Here is a 24,848-nt window from a genome sequence, read left to right as displayed (position 1 = left end):
CTTGGATGGAGTTTACATCAAATGCGAATCATTATCATTTGACTTGGATCAAATGCCCCTGCCGAAAGTGCAGGTTTTGCCGCGCAGAGTCAGCTGCGGCGCAAGGTGCGGCTCAGCAAGATGACCGGCAACAAGCCCACCAGCACCAAAGCCAACGAGGGCAAAGCGGCTTCGCCCAAGCGTTCATCACGCGCCAATTGGTAGGCCATGACGGCCAAGGTGTCGGTGTTGAAGGGGCGCAGCACCAAGGTGGCGGGCAGCTCTTTCATCACATCCACCAGCACCAGCAGCGTAGCCGCTGCCAATGGTTTTTTCAGCAAAGGCCAATGCACGCGGCGCACCAGCGACAAGCCCGATGTGCCCAGCATGCGCGCGCTGTCGTCCAGCGAAGCAGGCACGCGCGCGTAGCCGCTTTGCACCGATTGCAAAGCCACGGCCACAAAGCGCACCAAGTACGCCCAGACCAAACCCAGCACCGTGGCGGTCAGCCAAAAGCCCACGCCCGATTGCGGCCAAGTGGCTTGCACCCAGCCCACGGGCAAGAGCAAGCCCACCACAATCACCGCGCCCGGCACGGCATAGCCCAAGCTCACCACGCCCATGGCCTGACGCGTGAGCCAGTTGGGATGCAAGCGGGCTTGTGCGGCCAGCAGCAGCGCAGCACCCACCGCCAACAAAGCCGTCATGCCGCCCAACGACAAACTGGTGAGCGACCATTGCATGAAGCGGTCCCAAGGCAAGTCCACCACGCCGTCGCCTTGCAGCAAGGCGCGCACCATGAAGAGCACGGGCAACACAAAACCACACAACACGGGCAACACGCACAAGGTCCACACAAACGCAGCAGACAAGCCATGCAACTTCAACGGTTGCGATTCACTGCTGTGACGGTCGGCACGTGCGCTAGAAAAACGCAAACGCGATTGCGCGCGTTGCTCTGCGGCCAACAACGCCACCACCACGATGAGCAGCAAAGTGGCCAACTGCGCTGCTGCAATGCGGTTGTCCATCACCAACCAGGCTTTGTAAATACCTGCGGTGAAGGTTTGAATGCCAAAGTAGCTCGACACACCAAAGTCAGCCAAGGTTTCCATCAAGGCCAACGCGGTGCCAGCGGCAATCGCAGGGCGGGCCAGCGGCAAGGCCACGCGCATGATGCGGCGCGACAAAGGTGCGCCCAGCAAACGTGCGGCTTCCATCAAATGGTTGGCGCGTTCAGATAGCGCGGTGCGAGCCAACAAATACACATAGGGATAAAGCGCAAGCGTGAACACACACGCTGCCCCCCACACATTGCGCACTTCGGGAAACACTCGACCCTCAAGGCCAAACGCCGCACGAATGCCGGTTTGCAGCGGACCGCTGAATTGCAAGTAGTCGGTGTAGGCATAGGCCACCACATACGCTGGCATGGCCAGTGGCAAGAGCAGCGCCCATTCCAAGCTGCGGCGCATTGGAAAGTCAAACAAGGTCACCGCCGCCGCAGACACCGTGCCCATGCTGATGACGCCCACGCTCACCAAGGCGCACAACAGCAATGAGGTGCCCACGTAGTCGGGAAGCACGGTGCTGGCCATCTCGGCCAAGATGCTGGCTGAGGCGTCGTTCCACTGTGCCCAGGAAAACAGCACGGTCAACACCGGCAGTGCCAACAGCAAGGCCAGCACGACCAACACACAGCGTAAAAACAAGCGGGAGCTAAAAACCATGCGGCATTGTAGGTAGCCGCACACGGCATAGCGTTAAAGCGCCCTCTCTACAATGAGCTTATGTTTTTAGATGTCGCCCAGCTCTCCGTCAGCTATCCAGAACGCCCCCGCCCGTCGGTGGACCGCGTGACTTTGGGACTGCGTGCGGGTGAAATGGGCGTGCTCATTGGCCCTTCGGGCTGCGGCAAGACCACGCTGTTGCGTGCGGTGGCTGGCCTAGAGCGTGCCAGCGCGGGCGAAATTCGTTTGGCCCAATCGGTGGTCAGCAGTGCCTCCGTGCATGTGGCACCCGAAGCGCGACGCATTGGCATGGTGTTTCAAGACTACGCCCTCTTTCCGCATTTGACTGTGCATGACAACGTGAGCTTTGGCTTGCACAAGCAGCCCCGTGCCGAGCGCGAGGCGCGTGTGCGTGAGGTGCTGGCCCTCGTGGGCTTGAGCACCAGCGCACAACGTTTTCCGCACGAGTTGTCGGGTGGCCAGCAACAACGCGTGGCTTTGGCCCGCGCGTTGGCGCCCAAGCCGCAACTGCTGTTGCTGGACGAGCCATTCTCCAACCTCGATGTGGAGTTGCGCGAACGTTTGGCCTTGGAAGTGCGCGGTATTTTGAAAGAGGCACAAACCACCGCCTTGTTTGTGACGCACGACCAAATGGAAGCCTTTGCGATTGGTGATGTGATTGGCGTCATGTCCGAAGGTCGCTTGCACCAGTGGGACGATGCCTACACGCTGTACCACCGCCCTGCCACGCGCTTTGTGGCCGAGTTCATTGGTCACGGTGTGTTCACGCCCGCCACTTTGCAAGAGGTGAACAACCAAGTCGTGGTTCACACGCCCATGGGTGATTTGATGGATGTGGCCGAGTGTCCGCTGCCCTGCACTTTTGCATCAGGTGAGTGCGATGTGTTGTTGCGCGCCGACGATATCGTGCATGACGACGATGCGCCGGTGAAGGCCGAAATCATTCGCAAATCATTTCGCGGTTCAGAGTTTTTGTACACCTTGCGCTTGAAGACCGGCGAGACGGTGATGGCCCATGTGCCCAGCCATCACGACCACAAAGTCGGCGAGTGGATTGGCATTCGCGCCGAGGTGGACCATGTGGTCACGTTCAACCGCGCTTGCCCGGTGAACGGCCACGACTTGTGCAACATGCCGTGCGCCGAGCACGAAGCGCCGCATGACCACGCACATGCACATGAGTCATCGCATGAGCAGCCGATTCACTTTCACGTGAAGCCTTCGGTTTAAGCCACTACCTCAGAGGCTGGCAAGCCGCGTGCATCAAGCCTGCGTATTCGAGAAACGCACTGTGAACCGAGCGCCCGGCATGGGTTTGCCAGGATAAGCATCTTCCAACGTCACCACCGCCGCGTGTTGGTGTGCAATCTCCATCACGATGGGCAGGCCTAAGCCCGAGCCATCGGCCTCGGTGCCCAAGGCGCGGTAGAAGGGCTGGAACACCAAATCGCGTTCCGCCTCTGGAATGCCGGGGCCCGAATCTTCCACCTGCACCACCACCACTTTGCCAAATTTGTCGGCGAGCAAACGCACGGTAATGACACCTGGATTGTCAGCTGTGGAGGGCGTGTAGTTGATGGCGTTGTCGACCAGGTTGCGCACCATTTCTTTCAGCAGCGTGGGGTTGCCCATCACGCGCACGCCGGTGCTGCCAGACGCTGCGCCTTCGTAGCCCAAGTCAATGTATTTGTCCATGGCGCGGGGCAGCGAGTCTTGAATCACATCACTCACCAAGCTCACCAAATCGCAGGGGCTGCGCGCGATGTTGGTGCTGCCGCTTTCGGCGCGCGCCAAGGACAGCAGTTGGTTCACCGTGTGCGTGGCACGAATGCTGGCGCGGCCAATGAGCTTGAGCGATTGCTTGAGTTCATCCGCACTCGAGTCCGCGCGTTGCGCCAAGTCGGCTTGCATGCGCAAACCCGCCAGCGGTGTTTTGAGCTGATGCGCGGCGTCGGCCAAAAAGCGTTTTTGGGTGGCGATGGATTCTTTGAGTCGTGTGAGCAAGTCGTTGATGGATGCCACTAGCGGGGCCACTTCTTGCGGCACCGCAGATTCATCCAACGGGCTCAAGTCATCGGGTTTACGCAAGCGAATGCGCTCTTCGAGTTTGTTGAGCGGGCGAATGCCGCGCGCCAAAGCCAGCCAGACCAGCAACACGGCCAGCGGCAAGATGACGAACTGCGGCAGCATCACGCCTTTGATAATTTCGGTGGCCAGCACCGAGCGCTTCTCTAGCGTTTCGCCCACTTGCACCAGCACGGGCTTGGCGCCCGGCACGTCCACGCGCACCCAGGTGTAGGCCACGCGCACATCGGCACCGCGCATTTCGTCATCGCGAATGCGCACTTCACTGGGCAAAGGTTTTTCTTCGTCGGGGGGCAGCGGAAAGTCGCGCTCGCCGCTGACAAATTCGCCGCGTGTGCCCAGCACTTGGTAGTAAATCAAGTCGGCTTCGTCGGCGCGCAAAATTTCTCGTGCGGGCAAAGGCAAGTTGAAATACATGCGCGTTTGGTCGCTCTTGACAAGCTGCGCGAGGGCTTGCACGTTGTATTCCAAGCCACGGTCAAACGGGCGGCCCGCAATGTTTTGTGCCACCAGCCAGGTCAGCGCCAAGCTGACTGGCCACAGCAGCAGCAGCGGCGTGAGCATCCAATCCAAAATCTCGCCAAACAGCGAGTGTTGCTCGCGCCTAAACAGCTTTGCCATGCCCGTGTGGAGGTGTGTTTAACCCGGGATTTTTTCGAGGCAGTAGCCCAAGCCGCGCACCGTGGCAATGCGAATCGGCCCTTTTTCAATCTTCTTGCGCAGGCGGTGGATGTACACCTCGATGGCGTTGTTGCTCACTTCTTCGCCCCATTCGCACAGGCGTTCGACCAACTGGTCTTTGCTGACCAAGCGGCCGCTGCGTTGCAACAGCACTTCCAGCAAACCCAGTTCACGCGCGGAGAGTTCGACCATCTTGCCGTCAATGGTGGCGACACGACCGGTTTGGTCGTACACCAGCGGGCCGTGCTTGATGGATGACGAAGTGCCGCCCATGCCGCGACGTGTGAGGGCGCGCACGCGGGCTTCGAGTTCTTGCAGGCTGAAGGGCTTGGCCATGTAGTCGTCAGCGCCGTAGTCCAAACCTTTGACGCGTTCTTCCACGCCATCGGCGGCGGTGAGGATGAGCACAGGAATGGAGGAGCCGCGTGAGCGTAAGCGCTTGAGCACTTCAAGGCCGTGCATTTTGGGGAGGCCCAAATCCAAGATGAGCAAGTCAAACTCATCGGTGGTCATCAAGGCGGCGTCGGCTTCGGTGCCGCTGGCTACGTGGTCGGCGGCGGCACCCGATGCGCGCAAGGTACGCAACAGGCCGTCGGCCAAGACCAAGTCGTCTTCTGCAATCAGGATGCGCATGTGTTGTCTCCAACTTTGTTTGTGTTTTTTAGAAGGTTCAGCGCTGCGATTCTAGGTCCGAGTAGGCCCCCGCATAGGCCTCCAACCCTAAGCTGACCACTGTGGCCACATCGTTGCCGACTTCTTGTTTGAATTCCGCCTCGGTTTGCGCCACCGCTTGCTCAAAAGCGCGTAGCCAAGCCAAGCCCGTTTCGGTGAACACAATGCGCCGCGCGCGGGCGTCTTGCGGGTCGTGCGTGCGTTGCACCAAGCCCCAGGCTTCGCACTGGGTGACCAAGTCGCCCATGGCTTGCTTGGTCATGCCGGCACTGGCGGCCAACTCGATCAGACGTGAGCCCTCAAGGCTGAGATGGCGCGTGATGTGAATGTGCGCCGCGCTGACCTGTGCGCGGGCCGCGAGGTTAGACAGGGCCAGCGGCACATCTTCGTTCTGCGCCATCAGTTGCAGCACACGTGCGTCAAAGCGGCGCATGGCGTGGCCCAGCAAGCGGCCCAAGTGAACTTGCCGCCAGTCTTGCTGGTTAGAAAACGAGGGGGAAGAAGCCATGTTTATATAGTAAGGCAAACTGACCAAAAAAAGTGTTTACAAGTTTTGACTTTGCGTTAAAGTACTGGTCAAGCATCCAGTTGTTGTTAAACACAGTAACTAGACACTCTCGGTAAGCCCTTGATTCCACGGAGATTTTTATGAACAGCAAACCCATCGTCGCTGACAGCGAAAAAGCCAAAGCCCTCCAAGCCGCCTTGGCGCAAATTGAAAAACAATTCGGCAAGGGCACCATCATGCGCTTGGGCGAAGGCGAAGTGATTGACGACATCCAAGTTGTCTCCACAGGCTCTTTGGGTTTGGACATCGCCTTGGGCGTGGGCGGTTTGCCCCGTGGCCGCGTGATTGAAATCTACGGCCCTGAGTCGTCCGGCAAAACCACCCTCACCTTGCAAGTCATCGCTGAAATGCAAAAGCAAGGCGGCACCTGCGCGTTTGTGGATGCTGAGCACGCCTTGGATTCTCAATACGCCCAAAAACTCGGCGTGAACTTGCAAGACTTGCTCATTAGCCAGCCCGACACCGGCGAACAAGCCCTCGAAGTGGTCGACAGCTTGGTGCGTTCAGGCGCGGTCGATTTGGTCGTCATCGACTCTGTGGCTGCCTTGACACCTAAAGCCGAACTCGAAGGCGACATGGGTGATTCATTGCCAGGCTTGCAAGCCCGTTTGATGAGCCAAGCACTGCGTAAATTGACGGCTTCCATCAAGAAGACCAACTGCACGGTCATCTTCATCAACCAAATCCGCATGAAGATTGGCGTGATGTTCGGCTCGCCCGAAACCACCACGGGTGGTAACGCGCTCAAGTTCTACGCCTCGGTGCGCTTGGACATTCGCCGCACGGGCACCATCAAGCGTGGTGACGAGGCCGTGGGTAACGAGACCAAAGTCAAAGTGGTGAAAAACAAAGTGGCGCCTCCTTTCAAGACAGCCGAGTTCGACATCTTGTTTGGTGAGGGCATCAGCCGCCAAGGCGAAATCATTGACATGGGCGTGAACGCCAAAGTCATTGAAAAGTCGGGTGCTTGGTATGCCTACAACGGCGAAAAAATCGGCCAGGGCCGTGACAACGCCCGTGAGTTCTTGCGTGAAAACGAAGCCTTGGCTTTTGAAATCGAAAACAAGGTGCGCGAATCTTTGGGTATTCCTTTGTTGGCTGGCGGTGTAGATGCACCTGCGGCCAAAGAAGAAAAAGCGCCCAAGGCCTCTAAGGCTGCCAAAGAAGCCAAAGGCGCTGCGGACGCAGATGCCGATGGCGTGGTGGCTTAACGCTCGCTCAAAAGCGTCAACCAAAAAGCCAGTTTCGTGACACACGACGTTGATTCAAACGGAGACGAGAAACCTCAGGCGAAAAGGGCCAAGGGGTTTCAAATCTCGCTCAAAGGCCGAGCCTTGCGCTTGCTGTCGCAACGCGAGCACTCGCGCTTTGAGTTAGAGCGCAAGCTCAAACCCTTTGAAGAAACACCGGGCGAGCTGGCCGAGGCTTTGGATTTTTTGCAGGCCAAAGACTTCATCAACGAACAGCGTGTGGTGGAGTCGGTGGTCAATAGCCGTTCTCGCAAGCTCGGTGCATCCCGGGTGCGTCAAGAATTGCAAGCCAAGGGGTTGCCTGTCGAGGCCATCGCCGAAGCCGTGCAAGAGATGCGCAGCACCGAGCTTGAGCGAGCCCGCGAAGTCTGGCGAAAGAAATTTGGCGAGCCGCCTGTGGACCAAGCGGCGCGTGCCAAACAAGTGCGGTTTTTAGTGAGCCGAGGCTTTGCGCCCGAAGTCGTGCGCAAAGTCGTGGCTGGCGCGGAAGACTTTTAAACGCCCAGCATCAGCTGCAGGTTTTGCACCGCAGCGCCGCTGGCACCCTTGCCCAAGTTGTCCAAACGCGCCATCAGCACGGCATGGCGATGGGTTTCGTTCGCGAAGACGCGAATTTCTAGTTTGTTGGTGTCGTTCAAAGCGGTCGCGTCGAGCTTGCCGTTGTCGGTGGCGGGTTGCACGCTCACCCAGCTGTCTGGGCTGTGGCCGTAGTGTTTGGCCAGCGCGTCATGCAGGTCAGCGGCTTTGGGCTTGCCAGGCAACATGTCCAAATGAATGGGCAGCTGCACCAGCATGCCTTGGCGGAAATTACCCACCGATGGCACAAACAAAGGGCGGCGTGTGAGGCCGGTGTAGGCCATGATTTCGGGGATGTGTTTGTGCTCTAGGCCCAAGGCATAGGCTTCAAACAGGGGCGCTTTGCCCGCTTCGTAGTCTTCAATCATGGTGCGGCCACCGCCCGAATAGCCGCTGACCGAAGGCAGGGCCACGGGGAAGTCGGCAGGCACCAAGCCCGCATCGACCAAGGGGCGCAACAGCGCAATCGCGCCGGTGGCGTAGCAGCCGGGGTTGGCGACGCGTTGTGCGTTGACCACGGCATCGCGTTGACCCGCGGCCAGCTCTGGAAAGCCGTACACCCAACCCGGTGCCACGCGGTGCGCGGTGGAGGCGTCGATGATTTTGGGTTTCCGGCCAGCAAGGCTGTCGATCATGGCCACGGATTCAAGGGCGTGGTCGTCGTGCAGGCACAGGATGACCATGTCCACGCCAGCCATGAGCTCGCGTTTGGCTTCTGGGTCTTTGCGTTTGGCGGGGTCGATGCTGACCACTTGCACGGCTGGCATCAGGGCCAAACGTTCGCGAATTTGTAGACCTGTGGTGCCGGCTTCGCCGTCAATGAAGACTTTAGACATGGATGTCGCCAAAAAGTACAAGAAAAGTTGGGCGTCGCTAAGCTCTTGTAAGCCAATTAAAAGTTTGACGCGATGCAGCATGATACAGTCTTAAGGCTTTGTGCAGGGCGGCTCTTTGGCGTCGTTCACTGCAGAAAACGTTACAAATCCACCGATTACTAAGAGAGATCTCATGAAGATTCACGAGTACCAAGGCAAGGAAATCTTGCGTCAATTTGGTGTGCCAGTGCCACGCGGTATCCCCGCGTTCACGGTGCAAGAAGCGGTGGAAGCCGCGCAAAAGTTGGGCGGCCCAGTTTGGGTTGTGAAGGCCCAAATTCACGCGGGTGGCCGCGGCAAGGGCGGCGGCGTCAAAGTGGCTAAGACCATCGAAGACGTCAAACGCATCTCTGGCGAAATTTTGGGCATGCAGCTCAAGACCCACCAAACGGGCCCAGAAGGTCAAAAAGTCCGTCGTCTCTACATCGAAGACGGCGCTGACATCAACAAAGAATATTACGTGTCAGTTGTGACTGACCGTGCAACGCAAAAGATTGCTTTCATCGCTTCCAGCGAAGGCGGCATGGACATTGAAGAAGTTGCCCACAGCACCCCAGAAAAAATCATCACCGAGTTCATCGACCCGTTGACTGGTTTGGGCGATGCACAAGCCAAGAAGATCGCAGACGCCATCGGCATGCCTGCTGACTCCACCGCACAAGCCGTGGACATCTTCAAGAAGCTGTACCAGTGCTACATGGAAACTGACGCATCTTTGGTGGAAATCAACCCACTGAACCGCGACAGCAAAGGCAATGTGATGGCTTTGGATGCGAAGTTCAACTTCGATGCCAACGCTTTGTTCCGTCACCCAGAAATCGTGGCTTACCGCGATTTGGACGAAGAAGATCCTGCTGAAGTGGAAGCTTCTAAGTTCGACTTGGCCTACATCTCGTTGGACGGCAACATCGGTTGCTTGGTCAACGGTGCTGGCTTGGCCATGGCCACCATGGACACCATCAAGTTGTTCGGCGGCGAGCCAGCCAACTTCTTGGACGTGGGCGGCGGCGCAACTGCCGAGAAGGTCACTGAAGCTTTCAAGATCATGTTGAAGAACCCCAATGTCAAAGGCATTTTGGTCAACATCTTCGGCGGCATCATGAAGTGCGACACCATCGCCAGCGGCGTGATCACAGCTTGTAAAGCCGTGAACTTGTCAGTGCCATTGGTGGTGCGCATGAAAGGCACCAACGACGAGCTGGGCAAGAAAATGTTGGCCGAATCAGGTCTGCCAATCATCTCTGCCGACACCATGGCCGAAGCCGCAACGTCTATCGTTGCAGCCGTGAAGTAAGGGAAAAAACATGTCCATCTACATCAATAAAAACACCAAGGTCATCACCCAAGGTATCACCGGTAAAACCGGTCAGTTCCACACTGAAAAGTGCATCGAATACGCAAACGGTAAAAACTGTTTCGTCGCGGGTGTGAACCCCAAGAAAGCCGGCGAAAAGATTTTTGACGTGCCAATCTTTGCATCCGTCAAAGAAGCTGCTCAAAACACAGGTGCCACCGTGTCTGTGATCTACGTGCCACCAGCAGGCGCAGCTGCCGCCATCTGGGAAGCTGTGGAAGCTGACCTCGACTTGGCCATCTGTATCACCGAAGGCATCCCCGTCCGTGACATGCTTGAAGTTCGTAACAAGATGAAAGCCAAGGAAGCTGCTGGCGGCAAGAAAACCTTGTTGCTCGGCCCTAACTGCCCTGGTTTGATCACGCCTGACGAAATCAAGATCGGCATCATGCCCGGTCACATCCACCGCAAAGGTCGTATCGGCGTTGTGTCTCGTTCGGGCACATTGACGTACGAAGCCGTGGCGATGTTGACCGAAGTGGGCTTGGGCCAATCCAGCGCCGTCGGTATCGGTGGTGACCCCATCAACGGTTTGAAGCACATCGACGTGATGAAGGCTTTCAACGACGATCCAGACACCGACGCCGTCATCATGATCGGTGAAATCGGTGGTCCAGACGAAGCCGAAGCCGCCATGTGGTGCAAGGCCAACATGAAGAAGCCCGTGGTTGGCTTCATCGCTGGTGTGACTGCCCCTCCCGGCAAGCGCATGGGCCATGCAGGTGCTTTGATCTCTGGCGGTGCAGATACTGCAGATGCCAAGCTCGCCATCATGGAAGAGTGCGGCTTCATCGTCACACGCAACCCCTCTGAATTGGGCAAATTGCTCAAAGCTCAGTTGAAGTAATTTCTTTCGAGAATTGCGAATGAAGAAGCGAGCGGTGGTTTCACCGCTCGCTTTTTTTTGAACTGATGGATTGGCGCTTGCTTTGATGTCGATGCCTAAAATTAATGCCCTACCTATCCAAGGACTTGCGATGAAACACACCCTGCAACGCGGCTTCACCTTGATCGAACTCATGATCGTGGTGGCCATCATTGGCGTTTTGGCTTCAGTGGCCTTGCCCGCATACCAAGACTACATGGTCCGCGCACGCGTGAGCGAAGGTTTGGGGCTGGCATCTGCTGCCAAGACGAATGTGCTCGATGTGGTCAACAGCGGCAACATCGCGACAGTCGCCAGCGGCTACAAAGCAGGCTACACCTGGTCGGGTGCCACCAAGAACATCAGCAGCATTGACATTGCGTCGAGCACAGGCGTCATCACCATCACCACCACGGCGGCAGCCGGTGGCGGTAGTTTGTTGCTGGTGCCGTACACCAAAAATGGCACGACTGACTCAGCCTTACCGGCCCCGACGACGACCAATGGGGTGGTCGATGGGGTGGTGCAGTGGAAGTGTTTGGCCAAAGGTGCGGATGCATTCGTGGGCGTGTCAGTGCCTGCCGATGCGTTGCAGAAAAAGTACGTGCCCAGTGACTGCAAATAAGTCACCCTACGCATTGAACAAGGCGCCCACGGGCGCCTTTGTTTTTTAGGTGCGTGACTGATAGAAAATCTCACCATGAATTCGTCTACAGCCCAAAGCATCTTGGTGCGCAATGTCATTCTTGTTGCGTGCATCGCTCTGCCGTGGCTCAACCCATTTGCCAGCAGTCCATCTACATCGGTCATTCCTTTGCTGGTGAGTTGGATGTTGGCCGCCTGCGCCTTGTTGGCGGTGGTGGAGTTGCCCTTGGCGAAGCCGCGTTGGCCGATGTCCTCGCGTGTGGTGCTGGGCGTGCTGTTGCTGTGGTTGTTGGCTTCGTTGCTGTGGGTGCCGCAGGTGGTGGACCGCGCATTAACCGCAGGTTTGTTGGCGTCGCTGATGTGTGTGTGGCTGATGGTGGCCGTTGGCCGGCGTGCTGCTGTAGACGAAGGTTTGCTGCAGTGGGTGGTGTGGGGCCTGATCGTTGCCGCGACCATCAGTGCGGTGCTGGGCATGTTGCAGTATTTGGGTTTGGCACATGGCTTGTCGCCTTGGGTGAACCAACCTTTGAAGGGGGATGCCTTTGCCAATTTGCGTCAGCGCAACCAGTTTGCATCGCTCACCAGCTTAGGTTTGGTGGCCTTGCTGGGCTGGGTGGCCGCGCAGGCCAAGCGGCACACCCTGCAGCGCTCCACTTGGGTGTTGGCGGTGGTGTTGCTCAATGTGTTGGCTGCTGGTGTGGCGTGCTCGGTGTCGCGCACGGGGGCCATGCAATGGGCGTTGGTGGGCGTGTTGATGGCGACTTGGGGCTGGCGCAGCGCTAAGCAAGATGCTGCATCTGGCAAAGGCTTGGTGTGGCTGGCCTTGGCCGCGCCTGTGTCGGTGGCCGTGTGGTCGGTGTTGATGCCTTGGTTGGCATTGCAAACCACAGGCGAATGGGGTGCGAGCATGATTTTGCGGGTCACCGGCCAAGCGCAAGACTACGCCGCCTGCGGGGGGCGCCGCGTGTTGTGGGCCAACGTCTTGGCTTTGATTGCGCAACACCCGTGGTTGGGCTGGGGCTGGGGTGAGACCGATTACGCGCACTTCATGACCGGCTACAGCAGCCTGCGTTTTTGCGACATACTCGACAACGCGCACGACTTTCCCTTGCACGTGGCGTTGGAGCTGGGCGTGCCATTCGCGTTGGTGGTCATGATTGGCATGACTGCGTGGGTGCTGCGTCGCAAGCCTTGGCGTGAGCAGCACGCGTGGCGTGTGATGGCCTGGTGCTTGCTGGTCGTGCTGGGCTTGCACAGTTTGCTGGAGTACCCACTTTGGTACGGCCCGTTTCAAATGACATTGGGCTTGGCCATCGGTTTGTTGTGGGCGGCCCCTGATGCGGCGGCTGAGGAAGAAGCACAAGAAGGTCCCATGTGGGTCGCAGCATTGCTCTTCATCGGGTGCTTGTATGCCGCGTGGGATTTCAACCGCGTTGGCCAAATTTACCGACAAGCCGCCTCGCGTGATGCGGCTTACCGTGACAACCCGCTGCACCACGCCAAGCAATCGTGGCTGTTCAAAAACCAAGCCGATTTTGCTGAACTCACCACACAAACCGTGACGGCGGACAACGCGGCTGAGCTGTATCCGCAAGCGGTGCGCTTGATGCACTATTCGCCCGAAGCGCGCGTGGTGCAACGCGTGATCGACAGTGGCAAGTTGCTCGGGCATCACGAAGAGGCCCAAGCTTTGGCTGCGCGCTTAGAAGACGTGAAACAAAACACGCCGCGCTAAACTCATCTGCAACATGACCCACGCTCACCCCACCCTCTCGGCCATTGTCATCACGCGCAACGAAGCGCATAACCTGCACGACTGCTTGCAGTCCATGCGCGGGTTGGTGGATGAAATCATTGTTGTGGACAGCCAAAGCACAGACGCCACCGTGGCCATTGCCCAGCAGCATGGCGCCAAAGTGGCGCAGCCTGCTGATTGGCCAGGCTTTGGGCCACAAAAAAACCGAGCCTTAAATTTGGCCACCTGTGATTGGGTGTTGTCGATTGACGCAGACGAACGCGTCACGCCCGCACTGGCTGCGGAAATCAAACAGGTGTTGCAAGCGGAAGCGTCCGACGTGGCCTACAAGCTGCCCCGCTTGTCGTCGTATTGCGGCAAATTCATCCATCATGCGGGCTGGCAACCAGACTATGTGCTGCGCTTGTTCAAGCGTGGCACGGCAAGATTTTCAGACGATCTTGTGCATGAACGTGTGGTGACCGAGTTGCCCGTGCACGCGTTGCAAAACCATTTGCTGCATTACAGCTACCTCAACTTCTCGCAAGTGTTGTCAAAGGTCGATGCCTATTCCAGCGCGTCAGCCAAGCAAGCCTACGCGCGCGGTAAGCGTTCGTCGGTGGCGGGGGCTTTGGGCCACGGTGCATGGGCCTTCTTTCGCACCTATGTGATTCGCCGAGGCTTCTTAGATGGCGGACATGGCTTGGCGCTGTCTATCTCGAATGCTGAGACGAGCTACTACAAGTATTTGAAGATTTGGCAAATGCAGCAGGCTGAAGAGGCTGCTGCAAAGTAAGCGCACATAGATGGTTTTTAGGCCGCTACGTAGCTGCCCGATTTACCGCCGTGCTTCTCCAGCAAATGCACATCGGTCATCGTCATGCCTCGATCGACTGCCTTGCACATGTCGTAGATGGTGAGCAACGCCACTTGCACGGCGGTGAGAGCTTCCATCTCCACGCCAGTTTGACCGACGGTTTCTACAGTGGCTGTGCAGTGCAAAAGTAGTTTGAACAACATCCTGAATGGTTAGTTGGACAAAATTTGGACAAGATTACTCGTCCTCATTCAGTGTAAATCAAGCTGACTTTGTGAACAACAACGCATTTCGTTTGCACACTAGTTAAGTGGATTTGAGAAATCCAGCACAAGTTGCCCCTACCGTACCCCCACCCCCCTAAATCCAGAAGGGTCCCTGTTAACAGTGATAAACCAAGTTCAGCACTTGGAGTCTAAATGTCATGAAGTCTTGTCTAACGTTTGACTCAATCAAAGTAGATGTACGGGTAGAAGGCCATGTTGTTTGTTTTGCATTTTGGGCAGTAGTTCCACCATCTCAGCATTACAAGAGTCTTTTTGAGCTTCTCGCAGTAAGACGGATCAAGCTCCTCTTGCCGAGTGTGGTACCCCCGTTTGTGCAAGAAATCAATGCCCAGCTTCTCAAGCAGCCTATTAGGTACAAGCTTTGTTTTGGCTTCATAACTTGTGACATTGGAACTACCGCACTCATTGCAACAAGGCGTTTCCGAAAGTACATCAACACGTGTCACGCTGTTGCAGTCATTGCAGAAGTGGGGGAAATCAAAAACTTTCCCATGTTCTAGACGAGTAGACCCAATGATGCTCCCATCTTCATAACCGCAGGTGCAAGTAGCTTTTAATCCGGTTCCCATGCTCAATTCCGGCGTTTAGGAATCCCATGCTTTTGCATAAACTTTTCCGATTCCGTGTTGGTCGCAACAATTCCAATGGCATTCCCCCAAATCAGTAGACAAATATGATGTCAAAACTGAAATGGAGAATTGCAAATGCAACGAGCGAAATATGCCCCTGAGTTCAAAGACGAGGCAGTCAAACAAGTCATCGATAAAGGCCACTCGGTTGTCGATGTAGCCAAGCGACTAGGCATTGCTGAAGGTGTTCTGTACACGTGGGTCAGTAAGTTCAAAAAGGCTGATGAACCATCTACCAACGATCTAAAGGTGCTGCAAGCCGAGATGGCCAAGCTCAAGGCTGAGCTAAGACGCACTACCGAGGAGCGCGATATCCTAAAAAAGGCCGCCGCGTACTTTGCAAAGCAGTCCGGGTGAAGTACGCATTTATTCAAGCCCACCGATCCGAATTCAAACTCACCAGCATGTGCCGCGTTCTCAAAGTTCACCGCAGCGGCTACTACGCTTGGCTGCATGAGCCGCTCTCAGCAAGGGCAAGAGCCAATGAGGTGTTGACGGCAAAGATCAAAGAGTTCTACGACCAGAGCATGGGCATCTACGGCAGTCCGCGCATCTTCTGTGACCTGCGTGAAGCTGGCGTGGCTTGTAGCGAAAACCGTGTGGCGCGGCTGATGCGTGTGGCTCAAATCAAATCAGTTCGAGGCTACAAACGCCCTAGGTACAAAGTGGGCAAGCCTTCATTGGTTGCGCCCAACCAGTTGCAGCGCCAGTTCCAACACGACGAACCCGACCAAGCTTGGGTGACGGACATCACGTATATCCGCACACATGAAGGGTGGCTGTATTTGGCGGCTGTACTAGATTTGCATTCGCGTGCGGTGGTGGGATGGAGTATGGGCCCACGCATGCAGACGAGCTTGGTGCTGGATGCATTGACGATGGCGGTGTGGCGCAGAAGGCCAAAGGACTCAGTGATCATCCATTCTGACCAGGGTAGCCAATTTGGCAGCGATGAGTTCAACCGCTGGTGCAAAGACAACCGACTGAGCCCGAGCATGAGCCGTCGAGGCAACTGCTGGGATAACGCGGTTGCTGAATCGTTCTTCAGTAATTTGAAGAGCGAACAAATCAAGAAGCGGATTTACCAAACTCGGGCTGAAGCTAAGTCGGACATCTTCGATTACATCGAGGGTTTCTACAATCGAGTTCGACGCCATAAGCACCTCGATCAACTCAGCCCCTATGAGTTCGAGCGGCAGCGTCAAACTGCGCTATGAAAAGTGTCTAGAGGTTTGGGGGAATGCCAAAACAACATAGGAAAGTAAAGTAACCATGCTTAAATTTTCGATAGAAAGATGGGTATCTTATCCCGTGGTTCTTTCTCCGTCAAAATTAGACGATCACGGGTATGGCAAAACCATCCCCAAAGCACGCAGGAGATCAGGTCTTAGTTGACTTGGGGTTGGCTATTCGCAAAGCGCGGCTCGCCATGAAACTATCGCAAGAGGCCCTTGCCGTGGATGCGGGGCTAGACCGCTCTTATATGGGTGGAATCGAACGTGGGGAGCATAACGTTACAGCCATAAATATTTTAAAGATCGCTACCGCCTTGGGCATCAAACCTTCCAAATTGTTATTGGACTCTGGTTACTAGTAGCTGATGGAGATGGGTACGTTTTGGCAACGATAATGCAAATCTTGCTAGGTAATTTTTATCAACGTTGGTATTATTGAAGGCTAATTTATTTTCGGTTACAGCATGAGGATCGAAAATTACTCACTCTAGGAGTTGGCTATGCCAGACTCGAAAATGCAATCGCTTTATTCTCAGCTTCACTCTCTTGGAGTGAGCACCTTTTTCGCACGTAAGGCATTCCCTTCATGGTGGGAAGACTCAATAGCCTCGACTGATTCAGGGTTGCAGCAAGCTCAAATCTATCTATCTAAAGCCTTCAATTTAGACATCCGTAGCTTTGACGAAAAACGTATTGAGTTCAGACAAACACAGAGAAAATTTAAGCTCAGTCGCAATGTTTCCGAAAAAGAAGTGAGCCTAAGCGCGCACTACGCGACGGGCATTGCAAGAGTCGTATTGTTTTCAATTGAGAACCAGACGCCTGTTCCACAAGAACCATTAGAGTTACGTAGCGAATGCCTTACCAATGGAGATAGCGTTAATCTAACCACATTGCTTCAATGGTGTTCAGCAGCAAATATTCCCGTGATGCATGTTGATGACTTACCAGGGAAGAAAATGACCGGCTTAGTAGTTAGAGAGAGTGGCAAATATGCCATCATTCTTTCAAGAAAGGGTTGCCAGTCAGAAATGCTTTTCTGGCTGGCCCACGAGCTAGGTCACATTGCATGCGGACATCTAAATCAAGATGGTTTTTTTGCTGATGAAAAAATTGGAAATAATGCAGAGGATGACGATGAAAAGCAGGCTGATAAATACGGTGTACTTTTGCTGAATGGTGCTGAAAAAAAATACACAGTTAAATCATTAATGCCTGCAAAACAGCTTGCGGTTGCTGCTACCAGTATGGGTGAATCATCCCAAGTTGACCCCGGTCATATTTTGCTGAATTTCGGGCATCACAGTAACCAATTCAAATTGGCAAAAGCGGCACTTAACGAGTTGCATCAAACTAGTGAAGCCGCGATAAAAGAAGTCAACGGAACTTTTTTCAATTGGTTTACTGAAGGGCCTATTTCAGAGGATCAACTTGAAATTATTCAAAAGGCGTGCTCTTATCAACCTAACCTAGCTGCGCCTAAAGAACTTACAAAGTAATGGTAGTAATTGCCGATTCCGATTGCATCCGCAAGCTAGCGTACTGTAGTTTTCTAAGCGAATTTCTTCAAATAGTCGAAGTCCCGCCAAACGATATTTGGGTTCTACCTGATGTGGCATTTCAGCTGAGGAGAAAGCTTTCTAGCTCCAGCGATGCGCTCGCTGATTTTGAAAAGTTTTTTAAGAAGACCAAACAGATCCCCAAGGCAAGTCTAAATATGCTTGCCCGTTTTGAGAGCTTAGATTCAGGAGAACAGCAGATCTTTGCGCTTCTATGCGAAGTTGAGCGAGTAAACCTTGTAGCAACTGGTGACAAAGCAGCAATGCGGCTAGTCGCGAGCTTAATTCACAAAGATCCAAGCCTTGGAAAGCTGATGGAGACATCTACCATCTGGTGTTTTGAGTCAGTCATACTTCGATTAATCGAAAAACAAGGTTTTAGCATTACCAATGCAAGAATAAAACGCTGGAAAGAACGAGACAGCGCAAGCATGGATATGTCAATGCGTTTGATATTTACTGATGAGTCAACCGCAGACTCCGTAAAGGCGGAATTGAAAGCAAGGATACATACGTTACGAGCCTCCTGCATAGGAGTTCCGATTCAATAATTAACGCCCCATCAATGCGGTTTAGGGCCCTTGATGCGTGGTCCTGCTAGGAGCCCGATTTTTAGTCCGAGTGACTCGATCGTCAGTAGCCGCTTAGATGCCTCTTGATATGCGCGAAGTCCATCAATGCTTCGTTGTCCATGCTTATAGTTTGGATGATTCTCACCTTTAAGAACAGTTGTCTGTTTTCTAGCGCCGTGGTATCGGCAAGTCTGACACCCGTACGAAGCAGGGTTTTTGCACTGTTCTCCAGTTGATCGTTTTTTTGCTTGGCAAAAGTGTTCGGGTTTTGTGAGGTTTGGAAGTGGCATCGGTTAGACATCTTTTCGGTGTGTGTTGCAAGGCTCCTCGCGAACTGAAATCAACAAAATTGCGGTAACCCAACGAAGGGAAAATGTCCAAACTGTTGATTAATGACTTGAGGGAGAGCGGCCCAAATGTCCACAATGTCCACCCCCCCTATAAGGGGGGGGACTTATGGACTCGATAAGTCAGGACCTGTTAAGAAGGCAACCATATCCAACCGACTTCGCCATCTAAACCTGAGTCGAGATAGGAACCATTTATCAGACTCTCAACCAAGCTACGCGCGCGATGGCGACGCTTATTGGGCGCTGTTGCAACTAAGGTTGGTGCTAAAGCTTGAATTGCCATATCAACTTGCAGGCATTGCACGTGAGTCATTGAATTTGACATCCCAAGATCGTTGCTATCTTCAATCATGTTCTTAATTTGCTTGAGCGCGTCACGCTGTGTCGCTCCCTTAGGAACAGATTGAACGGCAAGTAGTACGCGGTCGCGTTCGACAGAGCAGCTTGAAATTTGATCGCCATCTTGGTCTTGCCCAAGGAAATGCTGCTTCAAGCGAAAGGGATATTTTTTTCCATCCTCACCATCTTTGGCCTTAGCAACGCTCCATGACTTACCTGTGGCCGTACGCTCTACTTGTATAGCGCCATCAAGTGCAGCAAAAAATGAACTATGACCACGCGCCCCCTTACTTGCATCCTTGCCAGTATGGTGAACTAAAACAACAAGTCCCTTGATAGCAGATTGCAGTCGCTTTGCCCCCTCAAGAATCTGGCCCATGTCGTGGCTTGAGTTCTCATCTGCTGTTGGTGATGCGCGGTTAAGCGTATCAATGAAAACGACCGCCCCTTGTGGCAACTGCGCTGCAAGCTCGTCGACATCAACAGCGTCATTGATTTTGAAAGGCTCCATGACAAAGTGAAAATTTGCAGGCCAGCGAGTTTTCTTATCCCGCTCCCATGCTGTGATGCGGTTTTTGTAACCAGACTCCCCTTCAAGGGCCACGTAGATGACTGGCGTCGCTTGAGTTCGACAATCAAACCATGTCTCCCCTCGAGCAATCGCTGCTGCCATATCCAACGCCAAGAAAGATTTACCGGATGCACTAGGTCCATACAGGGCCGTAAGTCCTTGAGCTGGAAAAACGCCCTTCACACGCCATAGAAGAGGTGGGAGGCCTTTGATGTCATCAATACCAAGAAGCTTGTAGCGCTTTTGGGCAGCTGTAGGTGAATCGACGGGTGACGGCTCCCAGCCATGGAGTTTTGCAAACTTGTAGAACGACCCGATGCCAACAGGGTTGGTATGGCTTGGCTTGTAATCCCGCCATGCTTTTTCAAATCCTGCGTCGTCGTATAAATTCGGCGCCTTCTTAGACCACTCACGTGCTAGCTCTTTGCCACAGTCCCATCCCAAACTGGCGATGGCCCAAACTACTGCTTGCCAGTAAGCAGGCTCAGGTTCCCCGTTCTGATCGAAGAACGAACCATTGCCGCGCCCTATATTTGATGAGAGGCGAGCAAGTGCACTTTTTATGCGAGCAGTAGCATGCTCAGTCTCAGGGTTAGATACCCCCAGTAGATTCTTTCCCAAGGAACTTGGCTGCGCAACTGGTCGCAATGCTGGGTTCAATTTTGATGGAGTCGATTCAAGTTCTGCGTTGAGCTTGGTCAACATTTCAAGGGTGATGTCATTTTTCATAGAACTACAGCCATTCGGTAAGGACGATCTTGTGACTCAACGCCTTTGCGGGCGATAGTGCCCGGGACTTTGGTAATACGTGATGCGTTGTAGACAACGGTGTCAATTGCAACGACTGCATTGTCAAAACGCGATGCCAAGTTTTTTAGCGTGCATTGAATAACGTTCTTGGTTTTATCAGTGCAAGGAAGGTTTGAGAGTGGGTAGTAAAGGTGATAGCCGTTACCGCTCATGACTTCAAAGGGTGTCTGCCAGTTCTGAGTTTCAAGAAATGCTCTGACTTCTGATGACAGAAGATGTGCCGCATTCAACTCCATTTGGCTAGCAGGTACGCTGGTATCGCCCTTTCGGTCGATGTCGATTAGTAAAAGTTGACGGACACGAATATCTGCGTCACTTGCGCAACTGCCAGCAAACTCGCGATTAATAGGGTTCATCACGATGTAGATGTTGTAGCCAGTCGCGTTCAGCGCTAACGCCATTTCCTCAAAGGAGGCTTGGCATGCTTTCACGTCTTTGAACTCATGAACGCGGAAGTGATGGAACTGTGTTCTCTTTGCGCCTGCATGTCCCTTAGGCCAAATAGCTCTCAACTCCAGAACGCTGCTAGGCTCGACAGAAAAGATCTGCCACATTTTTTTGATTTCAGCGATGGCGTTCATTACTTGACCTCCACTGCGAGTGCGATGTCCAACAGTTCGCGACCAGTAGAGCCTCCAAATAACGCTTGCGCTAAAACACGGGCATCAGCAGACGGCATGCCACCGGAGCGAAATATTTCGTACGCAAGTACTTCATTGGCTTGCTGAAGTGCCAGCCACTCGGCGTCGGTCTCTGGACGGAGACCAGATGCTGGCTTTGCTGCCAGAAGTTTTTCAACTGCTTTGGTGAGAGGGGTAATCATGATTGGTATCTCCAAGATGTCGGAGATACCTGCTACAAAAAAGTGCAAGATCTCCAACAGGTTTAGTTGGAGACCGAACTTTTTGTAGCGGCCCTTTGGCTTATAGCGCTGGGGCGATGCTGGCTAATTTATATGCTGAGTGCATTCTGGGACAGCCATCCCTTACGACGGTCACGTTCAAGCAACAACTCAAACGCACAAAGATAGTAGCAGTAAAAACGGTGCAATAGAAGAGGCTGTCTTTGTATTAACCAAGTTTGCGGGCTAACTCCTCAACGTCAGGGTGGTAATACCTCTTCAACATAGAAAGGCTTTTATGTCCAGTAACTGCCGACAGTTCGATTAGGTTGGGCAGTTTTTCTGCCATCGCCGTAATTGCCGTATGCCTGAGATCATGGAAATGGAAATCCACAAGTCCAGCTCGTTTGACGGCACGCTTGAAGGCTGCATCAAGTGTGAAGTACTTCACAGGAAAGACAATACCCGAAATGTTGCGAGGAATTGTGCGCAGAACTTCTGTAGCTGCGGCAGAAAGCGGTACCGTTCGAGGCGTTCCGTTTTTAGTATCGGGAAGGAATGCGGTTTGGCGAGTCAGATCAATGTTTTCCCAGCGTAGCGCTAACAACTCGCTTCGCCGCATGGCGGTTTGTATTGCTAGCAGAACCACAGGGCGAGTCCAAGTATTTTGTCTACCGGTTGGCTCAAGGGCTTGCAGTAATTTGGTGGTTTCATCGTCAGACAGCTTACGAGTACGACCTGTTGGCGAAGTAGGCTTACGCACGTGTATTACTGGATTTGACATGTTGATGTCCCATTCGCGGCGAGCATGATTGATGATGGAGGAAAGGTAAGCTAGTTCTCTGATGACAGTACCGTTGCTAACCTCTTTGAGGCGTTCGTCACGAAAAGCTGCAATCCGTGTAGCACTTAAATTTATCAAGCTCCAATTAGCAATAGGGCGGCGCGCAAGCGCTTTGAGTCTGTATGTGTCTTCCGTTACCGATTTCATCGTCGGCGTTACTTCTCTGACATACCTAAGAATGAGTTCTCTCAGAGTAGTCCGTTGAGCTTCTTGTGTATCAACAAACTGCCCCTTGTCCATTGCTGACTCTACAGACCTTGCCCATCGTTCGGCATCAGCCCTAGCTTCAAAAGTTTTTACTTGATTTGGGTAGCCGTCACGGGTAACGCGTGCTTGCCATTTGCTGCTTCGTTGGCGAAAAGATGCCATTTCCTGATCCTCAGTTGGACAGGCGTTGGACAAACAACTTTTTCGCTAGCTCATCGGCGATGTCGACGTTAGCGGTTCTTAACCCGCTACGTAGCTGCCCGATTTACCGCCGTGCTTCTCCAGCAAATGCACATCGGTCATCGTCATGCCTCGATCGACTGCCTTGCACATGTCGTAGATGGTGAGCAACGCCACTTGCACGGCGGTGAGAGCTTCCATCTCCACGCCAGTTTGACCGACGGTTTCTACAGTGGCTGTGCATTGCACGCTGTGTGTGGTTTCGTCCATCGCAAACACCACGGCTACGCGGGTGAGTGCGAGTGGGTGACACAGGGGGATCAAGTCGCTGGTTTTCTTGGCGGCTTGAATGCCTGCAATGCGTGCGATGCCCAACACATCGCCCTTCTTGGCGGTGCCGCTTTGAATCAAGGTCAAGGTGGCGGGCAACATGACGATGCGGCCTGTGGCCACGCCCACGCGCTTGGTGTGGGCTTTGTCGGCCACGTCCACCATGTGGGCTTGGCCTTGTGCGTCAAAGTGTGTGAGTGTGGACATGCTGAAATTTACAACGGGTTAACATGAAAGCCGCATCATACGGTCCATGGCACACATGCTTTCCACCCAGCTTTCGCCCCATCTTTTACGTCGCTTTGGCGTGCTGAGTGTGTGCGCGGCTTTGCTGCTGCCCGTGGCGCCCGCCCACGCGCAACTCAATCCCAGTCGCTTGCCTAATTTAGGCGATGGCGCAGAGGTGCCACTGGGCGTCGAGCGTCGCTTGGGCGAAAGCATTGCGCGGGAAATTTACCGCGATCCCGATTACTTAGACGATCCCGTGCTCGGCGACTACTTGCAGTCGATCTGGCAAACGCTGCTGGCTTCTGCCCGTCAACGTGGTGAGTTGACACCCGAGCTGGAGCAGCAGTTTTCTTGGGAGGTTTCGCTCATTCGCGATCGCAGCATCAACGCGTTTGCATTGCCAGGTGGTTACTTGGGCGTGCATTTGGGGCTAATTTCGGCGGTCAGCAGCGCGGATGAATTGGCGTCAGTGCTCGCGCATGAGTTGAGCCACGTCACGCAGCGCCACATCGCACGCATGATTGCGCAGCAAGGCCGTCAAGGCCCGATGGTGATGGGCGCCATGATTTTGGGCATGTTGGCGGCCAGTCGCACAGCAAACGCCAGCAGCATGAGTGCAGCAAATGCCGTGATGGTCGGTGGACAAGCTGCCGCGATACAAAGTCAGCTGAACTTCTCGCGCGATATGGAGCGCGAGGCCGACCGCGTGGGCTATGGCGTGATGACCGAAGCTGGCTACGAAGCCCAAGGCTTTGTCACCATGTTTGAGAAACTACAGCAAGCCGCCCGCTTGAACGACAACGGCTCTTTTCCTTATTTGCGCAGCCACCCCATGACGACTGAGCGCATCGCCGATGCCCAAGCGCGTCAGCAGTTGTTACCTGCGCGTGCAGCCGTCGCGACCACGCCCACGCATGCCATGATGTCTGCGCGTGCCCAAGTGTTGGCCAAGCCTGGTGTGGATGTGTTGCGCACCATTGCCGCCCAAGCGAATGCCACAACGTTGTTATCGGCCAGCAAAGCCAAACAAGCGGGGGTGTTGTACGGCGCCACGCTGGCAGAGATGGAACAGCGCAATTTTGCTGCGGCACGCCAGCATTTGGTGCGGCTACAAAGCTTGAGTGGCCTAGAACTCAGCGCCTTGCGCGTGGTGCGTTTGCTGGGCGCAGAGCTGGCCTTGATCTCGGGTGATGCTGCGCAAGCAGTGGGCTTGCTTGAGCCGAAGGTTGCCGTGTTAGCCAGCCATGACCGCGCAACGCGCATGCAACTCGCACGTAGCCGCGTTGCCACGCAAAAGCCTGCGCAAGGCAAAGTGGCGGCAACTGAGTTGTCGTTGTGGTTGAACCAACACCCACGTGATGCGTCGGCGTGGTTGCTGCAGGCCTCGGCCTATGAGTTGCAAGGCGATAGCTTGCGCGCCATTCGTGCACAAGCAGAGGCGCGCGCCATGGAGTTGGATTACGGCGCAGCCCTCGACCGCTTTAAGGCGGCGCAGCTGTTGGCGCACCAAATGGCAAGTGAGGGCAAGTTAGACCGCGCGGGCCACATGGAGGCGTCCATCATTGACGCCCGTTTGCGCGAATTAGAGAATTTGCGGCGGGAACAAGCGCTCGAGCGCGGCATCAATTAACACGCCAAACGCGGAGTAAATCAGCGAGCCCAGCAGGGCTGAGCCAAAGCCGCGTACCCAGAAGCCTTCGAGCAAGCCTGCCGCGGCCCAAAACATGAAGGCGTTGATGACGAACAAGAACAAGCCCAGCGTAAAAAATGTCACAGGCAAGGTCAGCACGACCAAGGCGGGCCGCACGATGAGGTTAAAAATGCCCATGACCAAGGCGGCTGCCATGGCCGCGCCAAAGCCTGTGACCTCAACGCCGCTGTATAGGTGTGCCAATGCCATCAAGGCTGTGGCATGGAGTACCCAAGTTAAAAGTAGTTTCATTGCTCGGTCAGCATAGCATTGCCGCTATCATCCACACCCCGACTTTCACCCTGCTTTTTAGGTAACAGACT

At 54.5% G+C, this 24,848-nt stretch carries 24 protein-coding genes and 1 pseudogene; 13 read left to right on the top strand and 12 right to left on the bottom strand.

Translation table 11 applies throughout. From position 1 onward, the window contains the following. Positions 1-89 precede the first annotated feature (89 nt). Positions 90-1,709, bottom strand: a complete 1,620-nt coding sequence (locus B9Z44_RS07180; protein ID WP_108402844.1) for an ABC transporter permease — start codon at positions 1,707-1,709, stop codon at positions 90-92. Between the two features lie 60 nt (positions 1,710-1,769). Between B9Z44_RS07180 and B9Z44_RS07175 the strand changes: the two genes are divergently transcribed. After that, entirely contained in the window at positions 1,770-2,960 is a 1,191-nt protein-coding gene (locus tag B9Z44_RS07175; protein WP_108402051.1) for an ABC transporter ATP-binding protein, read from the top strand. Between the two features lie 33 nt (positions 2,961-2,993). On the opposite strand, the gene B9Z44_RS07170 is transcribed toward B9Z44_RS07175, so the two are convergent. The 3 genes from B9Z44_RS07170 to B9Z44_RS07160 are packed head-to-tail and all read right to left on the bottom strand — an operon-like array spanning position 2,994 to position 5,676. Next, on the bottom strand, positions 2,994-4,436 hold the full coding sequence (locus tag B9Z44_RS07170; protein ID WP_108359440.1) for a sensor histidine kinase: 1,443 nt from the start codon (positions 4,434-4,436) through the stop codon (positions 2,994-2,996). 18 nt (positions 4,437-4,454) lie between these two features. Beyond that, on the bottom strand, positions 4,455-5,129 hold the full coding sequence (locus tag B9Z44_RS07165; RefSeq protein ID WP_104801907.1) for a response regulator: 675 nt from the start codon (positions 5,127-5,129) through the stop codon (positions 4,455-4,457). A 37-nt stretch (positions 5,130-5,166) separates the two neighbouring features. Then, a complete protein-coding gene (locus tag B9Z44_RS07160) occupies positions 5,167-5,676 on the bottom strand; it encodes a MarR family winged helix-turn-helix transcriptional regulator (protein WP_108402050.1) in 510 nt (169 codons plus the stop codon). Between the two features lie 140 nt (positions 5,677-5,816). On the opposite strand from B9Z44_RS07160, the gene recA reads away from it, so the two are divergent. Both recA and recX read left to right on the top strand, forming a co-directional pair. Beyond that, positions 5,817-6,947, top strand: coding sequence for a recombinase RecA (gene recA, locus B9Z44_RS07155; RefSeq protein ID WP_108359438.1), 1,131 nt, complete (start codon positions 5,817-5,819; stop codon positions 6,945-6,947). 102 nt (positions 6,948-7,049) lie between these two features. After that, the gene (gene recX, locus B9Z44_RS07150) at positions 7,050-7,484 is read left to right on the top strand and encodes a recombination regulator RecX (RefSeq protein WP_108402843.1); all 435 of its coding nucleotides are present in this window, start codon (positions 7,050-7,052) and stop codon (positions 7,482-7,484) included. Here recX and argC read toward each other — a convergent pair. Then, the gene (gene argC / locus B9Z44_RS07145; protein WP_108402842.1) at positions 7,481-8,398 is read right to left on the bottom strand and encodes an N-acetyl-gamma-glutamyl-phosphate reductase; all 918 of its coding nucleotides are present in this window, start codon (positions 8,396-8,398) and stop codon (positions 7,481-7,483) included. The two genes, recX and argC, sit on opposite strands and share 4 nt — an antisense overlap. A gap of 172 nt (positions 8,399-8,570) precedes the next feature. Here argC and sucC point away from each other — a divergent pair, with 172 nt between their 5' ends. The 5 genes from sucC (at position 8,571) to B9Z44_RS07120 (ending at position 13,832) form a co-directional block, all read left to right on the top strand. Beyond that, positions 8,571-9,731, top strand: a complete 1,161-nt coding sequence (sucC, locus tag B9Z44_RS07140; protein ID WP_108359437.1) for an ADP-forming succinate--CoA ligase subunit beta — start codon at positions 8,571-8,573, stop codon at positions 9,729-9,731. A gap of 10 nt (positions 9,732-9,741) precedes the next feature. Further along, the gene (sucD, locus tag B9Z44_RS07135) at positions 9,742-10,638 is read left to right on the top strand and encodes a succinate--CoA ligase subunit alpha (RefSeq protein WP_108359436.1); all 897 of its coding nucleotides are present in this window, start codon (positions 9,742-9,744) and stop codon (positions 10,636-10,638) included. A gap of 130 nt (positions 10,639-10,768) precedes the next feature. Next, positions 10,769-11,281: a pilin gene (locus B9Z44_RS07130; RefSeq protein WP_108359435.1), complete on the top strand. Its 513-nt coding sequence runs from the start codon at positions 10,769-10,771 to the stop codon at positions 11,279-11,281. 75 nt (positions 11,282-11,356) lie between these two features. Then, positions 11,357-13,036 carry a PglL family O-oligosaccharyltransferase gene (locus B9Z44_RS07125; protein WP_108402049.1) on the top strand — a complete coding sequence of 560 codons (1,680 nt, stop codon included), beginning with the start codon at positions 11,357-11,359 and terminating at the stop codon, positions 13,034-13,036. A 13-nt stretch (positions 13,037-13,049) separates the two neighbouring features. Further along, the gene (locus B9Z44_RS07120) at positions 13,050-13,832 is read left to right on the top strand and encodes a glycosyltransferase family 2 protein (RefSeq protein WP_108402048.1); all 783 of its coding nucleotides are present in this window, start codon (positions 13,050-13,052) and stop codon (positions 13,830-13,832) included. A gap of 17 nt (positions 13,833-13,849) precedes the next feature. Here the strand turns inward: B9Z44_RS07120 and B9Z44_RS07115 are convergent. Then, a pseudogene (locus B9Z44_RS07115) lies at positions 13,850-14,032 on the bottom strand (cyclic pyranopterin monophosphate synthase MoaC); the annotation flags it as partial. Positions 14,033-14,844: 812 nt separating this feature from the next. On the opposite strand from B9Z44_RS07115, the gene B9Z44_RS07105 reads away from it, so the two are divergent. The 4 genes from B9Z44_RS07105 (at position 14,845) to B9Z44_RS07090 (ending at position 18,114) form a co-directional block, all read left to right on the top strand. Continuing rightward, positions 14,845-15,986 (top strand): IS3 family transposase gene (locus B9Z44_RS07105; RefSeq protein ID WP_211308669.1). Its coding sequence is split into 2 segments (ribosomal slippage): positions 14,845-15,091 and positions 15,091-15,986, totalling 1,143 coding nucleotides; the frame shifts between segments, so codons are not numbered across the junction. Positions 15,987-16,117: 131 nt separating this feature from the next. Then, positions 16,118-16,363 (top strand): helix-turn-helix domain-containing protein, encoded by a 246-nt coding sequence (locus B9Z44_RS07100; protein ID WP_108402046.1) that lies wholly within the window; start codon positions 16,118-16,120, stop codon positions 16,361-16,363. 141 nt (positions 16,364-16,504) lie between these two features. Next, positions 16,505-17,503, top strand: a complete 999-nt coding sequence (locus B9Z44_RS07095) for a M48 family metalloprotease (RefSeq protein WP_108402045.1) — start codon at positions 16,505-16,507, stop codon at positions 17,501-17,503. After that, complete coding sequence (locus B9Z44_RS07090) at positions 17,503-18,114, top strand: hypothetical protein (RefSeq protein WP_108402044.1); 612 nt, start codon at positions 17,503-17,505, stop codon at positions 18,112-18,114. The genes B9Z44_RS07095 and B9Z44_RS07090 overlap by 1 nt, the downstream gene beginning before the upstream one ends. 501 nt (positions 18,115-18,615) lie before the next feature. Here the strand turns inward: B9Z44_RS07090 and B9Z44_RS07080 are convergent. The 5 genes from B9Z44_RS07080 to moaC form a co-directional block, all read right to left on the bottom strand. Then, positions 18,616-20,124 (bottom strand): AAA family ATPase, encoded by a 1,509-nt coding sequence (locus B9Z44_RS07080; RefSeq protein WP_108402042.1) that lies wholly within the window; start codon positions 20,122-20,124, stop codon positions 18,616-18,618. Next, the gene (locus tag B9Z44_RS07075; RefSeq protein WP_108402041.1) at positions 20,121-20,786 is read right to left on the bottom strand and encodes a bifunctional DNA primase/polymerase; all 666 of its coding nucleotides are present in this window, start codon (positions 20,784-20,786) and stop codon (positions 20,121-20,123) included. The genes B9Z44_RS07080 and B9Z44_RS07075 overlap by 4 nt, the downstream gene beginning before the upstream one ends. Next, positions 20,786-21,028: a hypothetical protein gene (locus tag B9Z44_RS07070; RefSeq protein ID WP_146180595.1), complete on the bottom strand. Its 243-nt coding sequence runs from the start codon at positions 21,026-21,028 to the stop codon at positions 20,786-20,788. The genes B9Z44_RS07075 and B9Z44_RS07070 overlap by 1 nt, the downstream gene beginning before the upstream one ends. A gap of 247 nt (positions 21,029-21,275) precedes the next feature. After that, a complete protein-coding gene (locus B9Z44_RS07065; RefSeq protein ID WP_108402039.1) occupies positions 21,276-22,259 on the bottom strand; it encodes a tyrosine-type recombinase/integrase in 984 nt (327 codons plus the stop codon). Between the two features lie 78 nt (positions 22,260-22,337). Beyond that, positions 22,338-22,814 (bottom strand): cyclic pyranopterin monophosphate synthase MoaC, encoded by a 477-nt coding sequence (moaC, locus tag B9Z44_RS07060; protein WP_108402038.1) that lies wholly within the window; start codon positions 22,812-22,814, stop codon positions 22,338-22,340. A 46-nt stretch (positions 22,815-22,860) separates the two neighbouring features. On the opposite strand from moaC, the gene B9Z44_RS07055 reads away from it, so the two are divergent. Then, complete coding sequence (locus B9Z44_RS07055; protein ID WP_245912777.1) at positions 22,861-24,465, top strand: M48 family metalloprotease; 1,605 nt, start codon at positions 22,861-22,863, stop codon at positions 24,463-24,465. Here the strand turns inward: B9Z44_RS07055 and B9Z44_RS07050 are convergent. Next, positions 24,418-24,777, bottom strand: a complete 360-nt coding sequence (locus B9Z44_RS07050) for a phage holin family protein (RefSeq protein ID WP_108359431.1) — start codon at positions 24,775-24,777, stop codon at positions 24,418-24,420. The genes B9Z44_RS07055 and B9Z44_RS07050 overlap by 48 nt on opposite strands. Positions 24,778-24,848 lie beyond the last annotated feature (71 nt).

This window comes from Limnohabitans curvus (assembly GCF_003063475.1).
GTDB lineage: Bacteria > Pseudomonadota > Gammaproteobacteria > Burkholderiales > Burkholderiaceae_C > Limnohabitans > Limnohabitans curvus.
This window is presented reverse-complemented; position numbering and strand designations above follow the sequence as displayed.

Excerpts from the sequence above, each read along its gene's own strand:
- moaC (WP_108402038.1), bottom strand. The coding sequence starts at position 22,814 with ATGTCCACACTCACACACTTTGACGCACAAGGCCAAGCCCACATGGTG.
- sucD (WP_108359436.1), top strand. The coding sequence starts at position 9,742 with ATGTCCATCTACATCAATAAAAACACCAAGGTCATCACCCAAGGTATC.
- B9Z44_RS07055 (WP_245912777.1), top strand. The coding sequence starts at position 22,861 with ATGGCACACATGCTTTCCACCCAGCTTTCGCCCCATCTTTTACGTCGC.
- B9Z44_RS07050 (WP_108359431.1), bottom strand. The coding sequence starts at position 24,777 with ATGAAACTACTTTTAACTTGGGTACTCCATGCCACAGCCTTGATGGCA.
- B9Z44_RS07080 (WP_108402042.1), bottom strand. The coding sequence starts at position 20,124 with ATGAAAAATGACATCACCCTTGAAATGTTGACCAAGCTCAACGCAGAA.
- B9Z44_RS07095 (WP_108402045.1), top strand. The coding sequence starts at position 16,505 with ATGCCAGACTCGAAAATGCAATCGCTTTATTCTCAGCTTCACTCTCTT.
- B9Z44_RS07090 (WP_108402044.1), top strand. The coding sequence starts at position 17,503 with ATGGTAGTAATTGCCGATTCCGATTGCATCCGCAAGCTAGCGTACTGT.
- B9Z44_RS07070 (WP_146180595.1), bottom strand. The coding sequence starts at position 21,028 with ATGATTACCCCTCTCACCAAAGCAGTTGAAAAACTTCTGGCAGCAAAG.
- B9Z44_RS07180 (WP_108402844.1), bottom strand. The coding sequence starts at position 1,709 with ATGGTTTTTAGCTCCCGCTTGTTTTTACGCTGTGTGTTGGTCGTGCTG.
- B9Z44_RS07165 (WP_104801907.1), bottom strand. The coding sequence starts at position 5,129 with ATGCGCATCCTGATTGCAGAAGACGACTTGGTCTTGGCCGACGGCCTG.
- B9Z44_RS07130 (WP_108359435.1), top strand. The coding sequence starts at position 10,769 with ATGAAACACACCCTGCAACGCGGCTTCACCTTGATCGAACTCATGATC.
- recA (WP_108359438.1), top strand. The coding sequence starts at position 5,817 with ATGAACAGCAAACCCATCGTCGCTGACAGCGAAAAAGCCAAAGCCCTC.
- B9Z44_RS07075 (WP_108402041.1), bottom strand. The coding sequence starts at position 20,786 with ATGAACGCCATCGCTGAAATCAAAAAAATGTGGCAGATCTTTTCTGTC.
- B9Z44_RS07160 (WP_108402050.1), bottom strand. The coding sequence starts at position 5,676 with ATGGCTTCTTCCCCCTCGTTTTCTAACCAGCAAGACTGGCGGCAAGTT.
- B9Z44_RS07170 (WP_108359440.1), bottom strand. The coding sequence starts at position 4,436 with ATGGCAAAGCTGTTTAGGCGCGAGCAACACTCGCTGTTTGGCGAGATT.
- B9Z44_RS07100 (WP_108402046.1), top strand. The coding sequence starts at position 16,118 with ATGGCAAAACCATCCCCAAAGCACGCAGGAGATCAGGTCTTAGTTGAC.
- sucC (WP_108359437.1), top strand. The coding sequence starts at position 8,571 with ATGAAGATTCACGAGTACCAAGGCAAGGAAATCTTGCGTCAATTTGGT.
- B9Z44_RS07120 (WP_108402048.1), top strand. The coding sequence starts at position 13,050 with ATGACCCACGCTCACCCCACCCTCTCGGCCATTGTCATCACGCGCAAC.
- B9Z44_RS07065 (WP_108402039.1), bottom strand. The coding sequence starts at position 22,259 with ATGGCATCTTTTCGCCAACGAAGCAGCAAATGGCAAGCACGCGTTACC.
- B9Z44_RS07175 (WP_108402051.1), top strand. The coding sequence starts at position 1,770 with ATGTTTTTAGATGTCGCCCAGCTCTCCGTCAGCTATCCAGAACGCCCC.
- argC (WP_108402842.1), bottom strand. The coding sequence starts at position 8,398 with ATGTCTAAAGTCTTCATTGACGGCGAAGCCGGCACCACAGGTCTACAA.
- B9Z44_RS07125 (WP_108402049.1), top strand. The coding sequence starts at position 11,357 with ATGAATTCGTCTACAGCCCAAAGCATCTTGGTGCGCAATGTCATTCTT.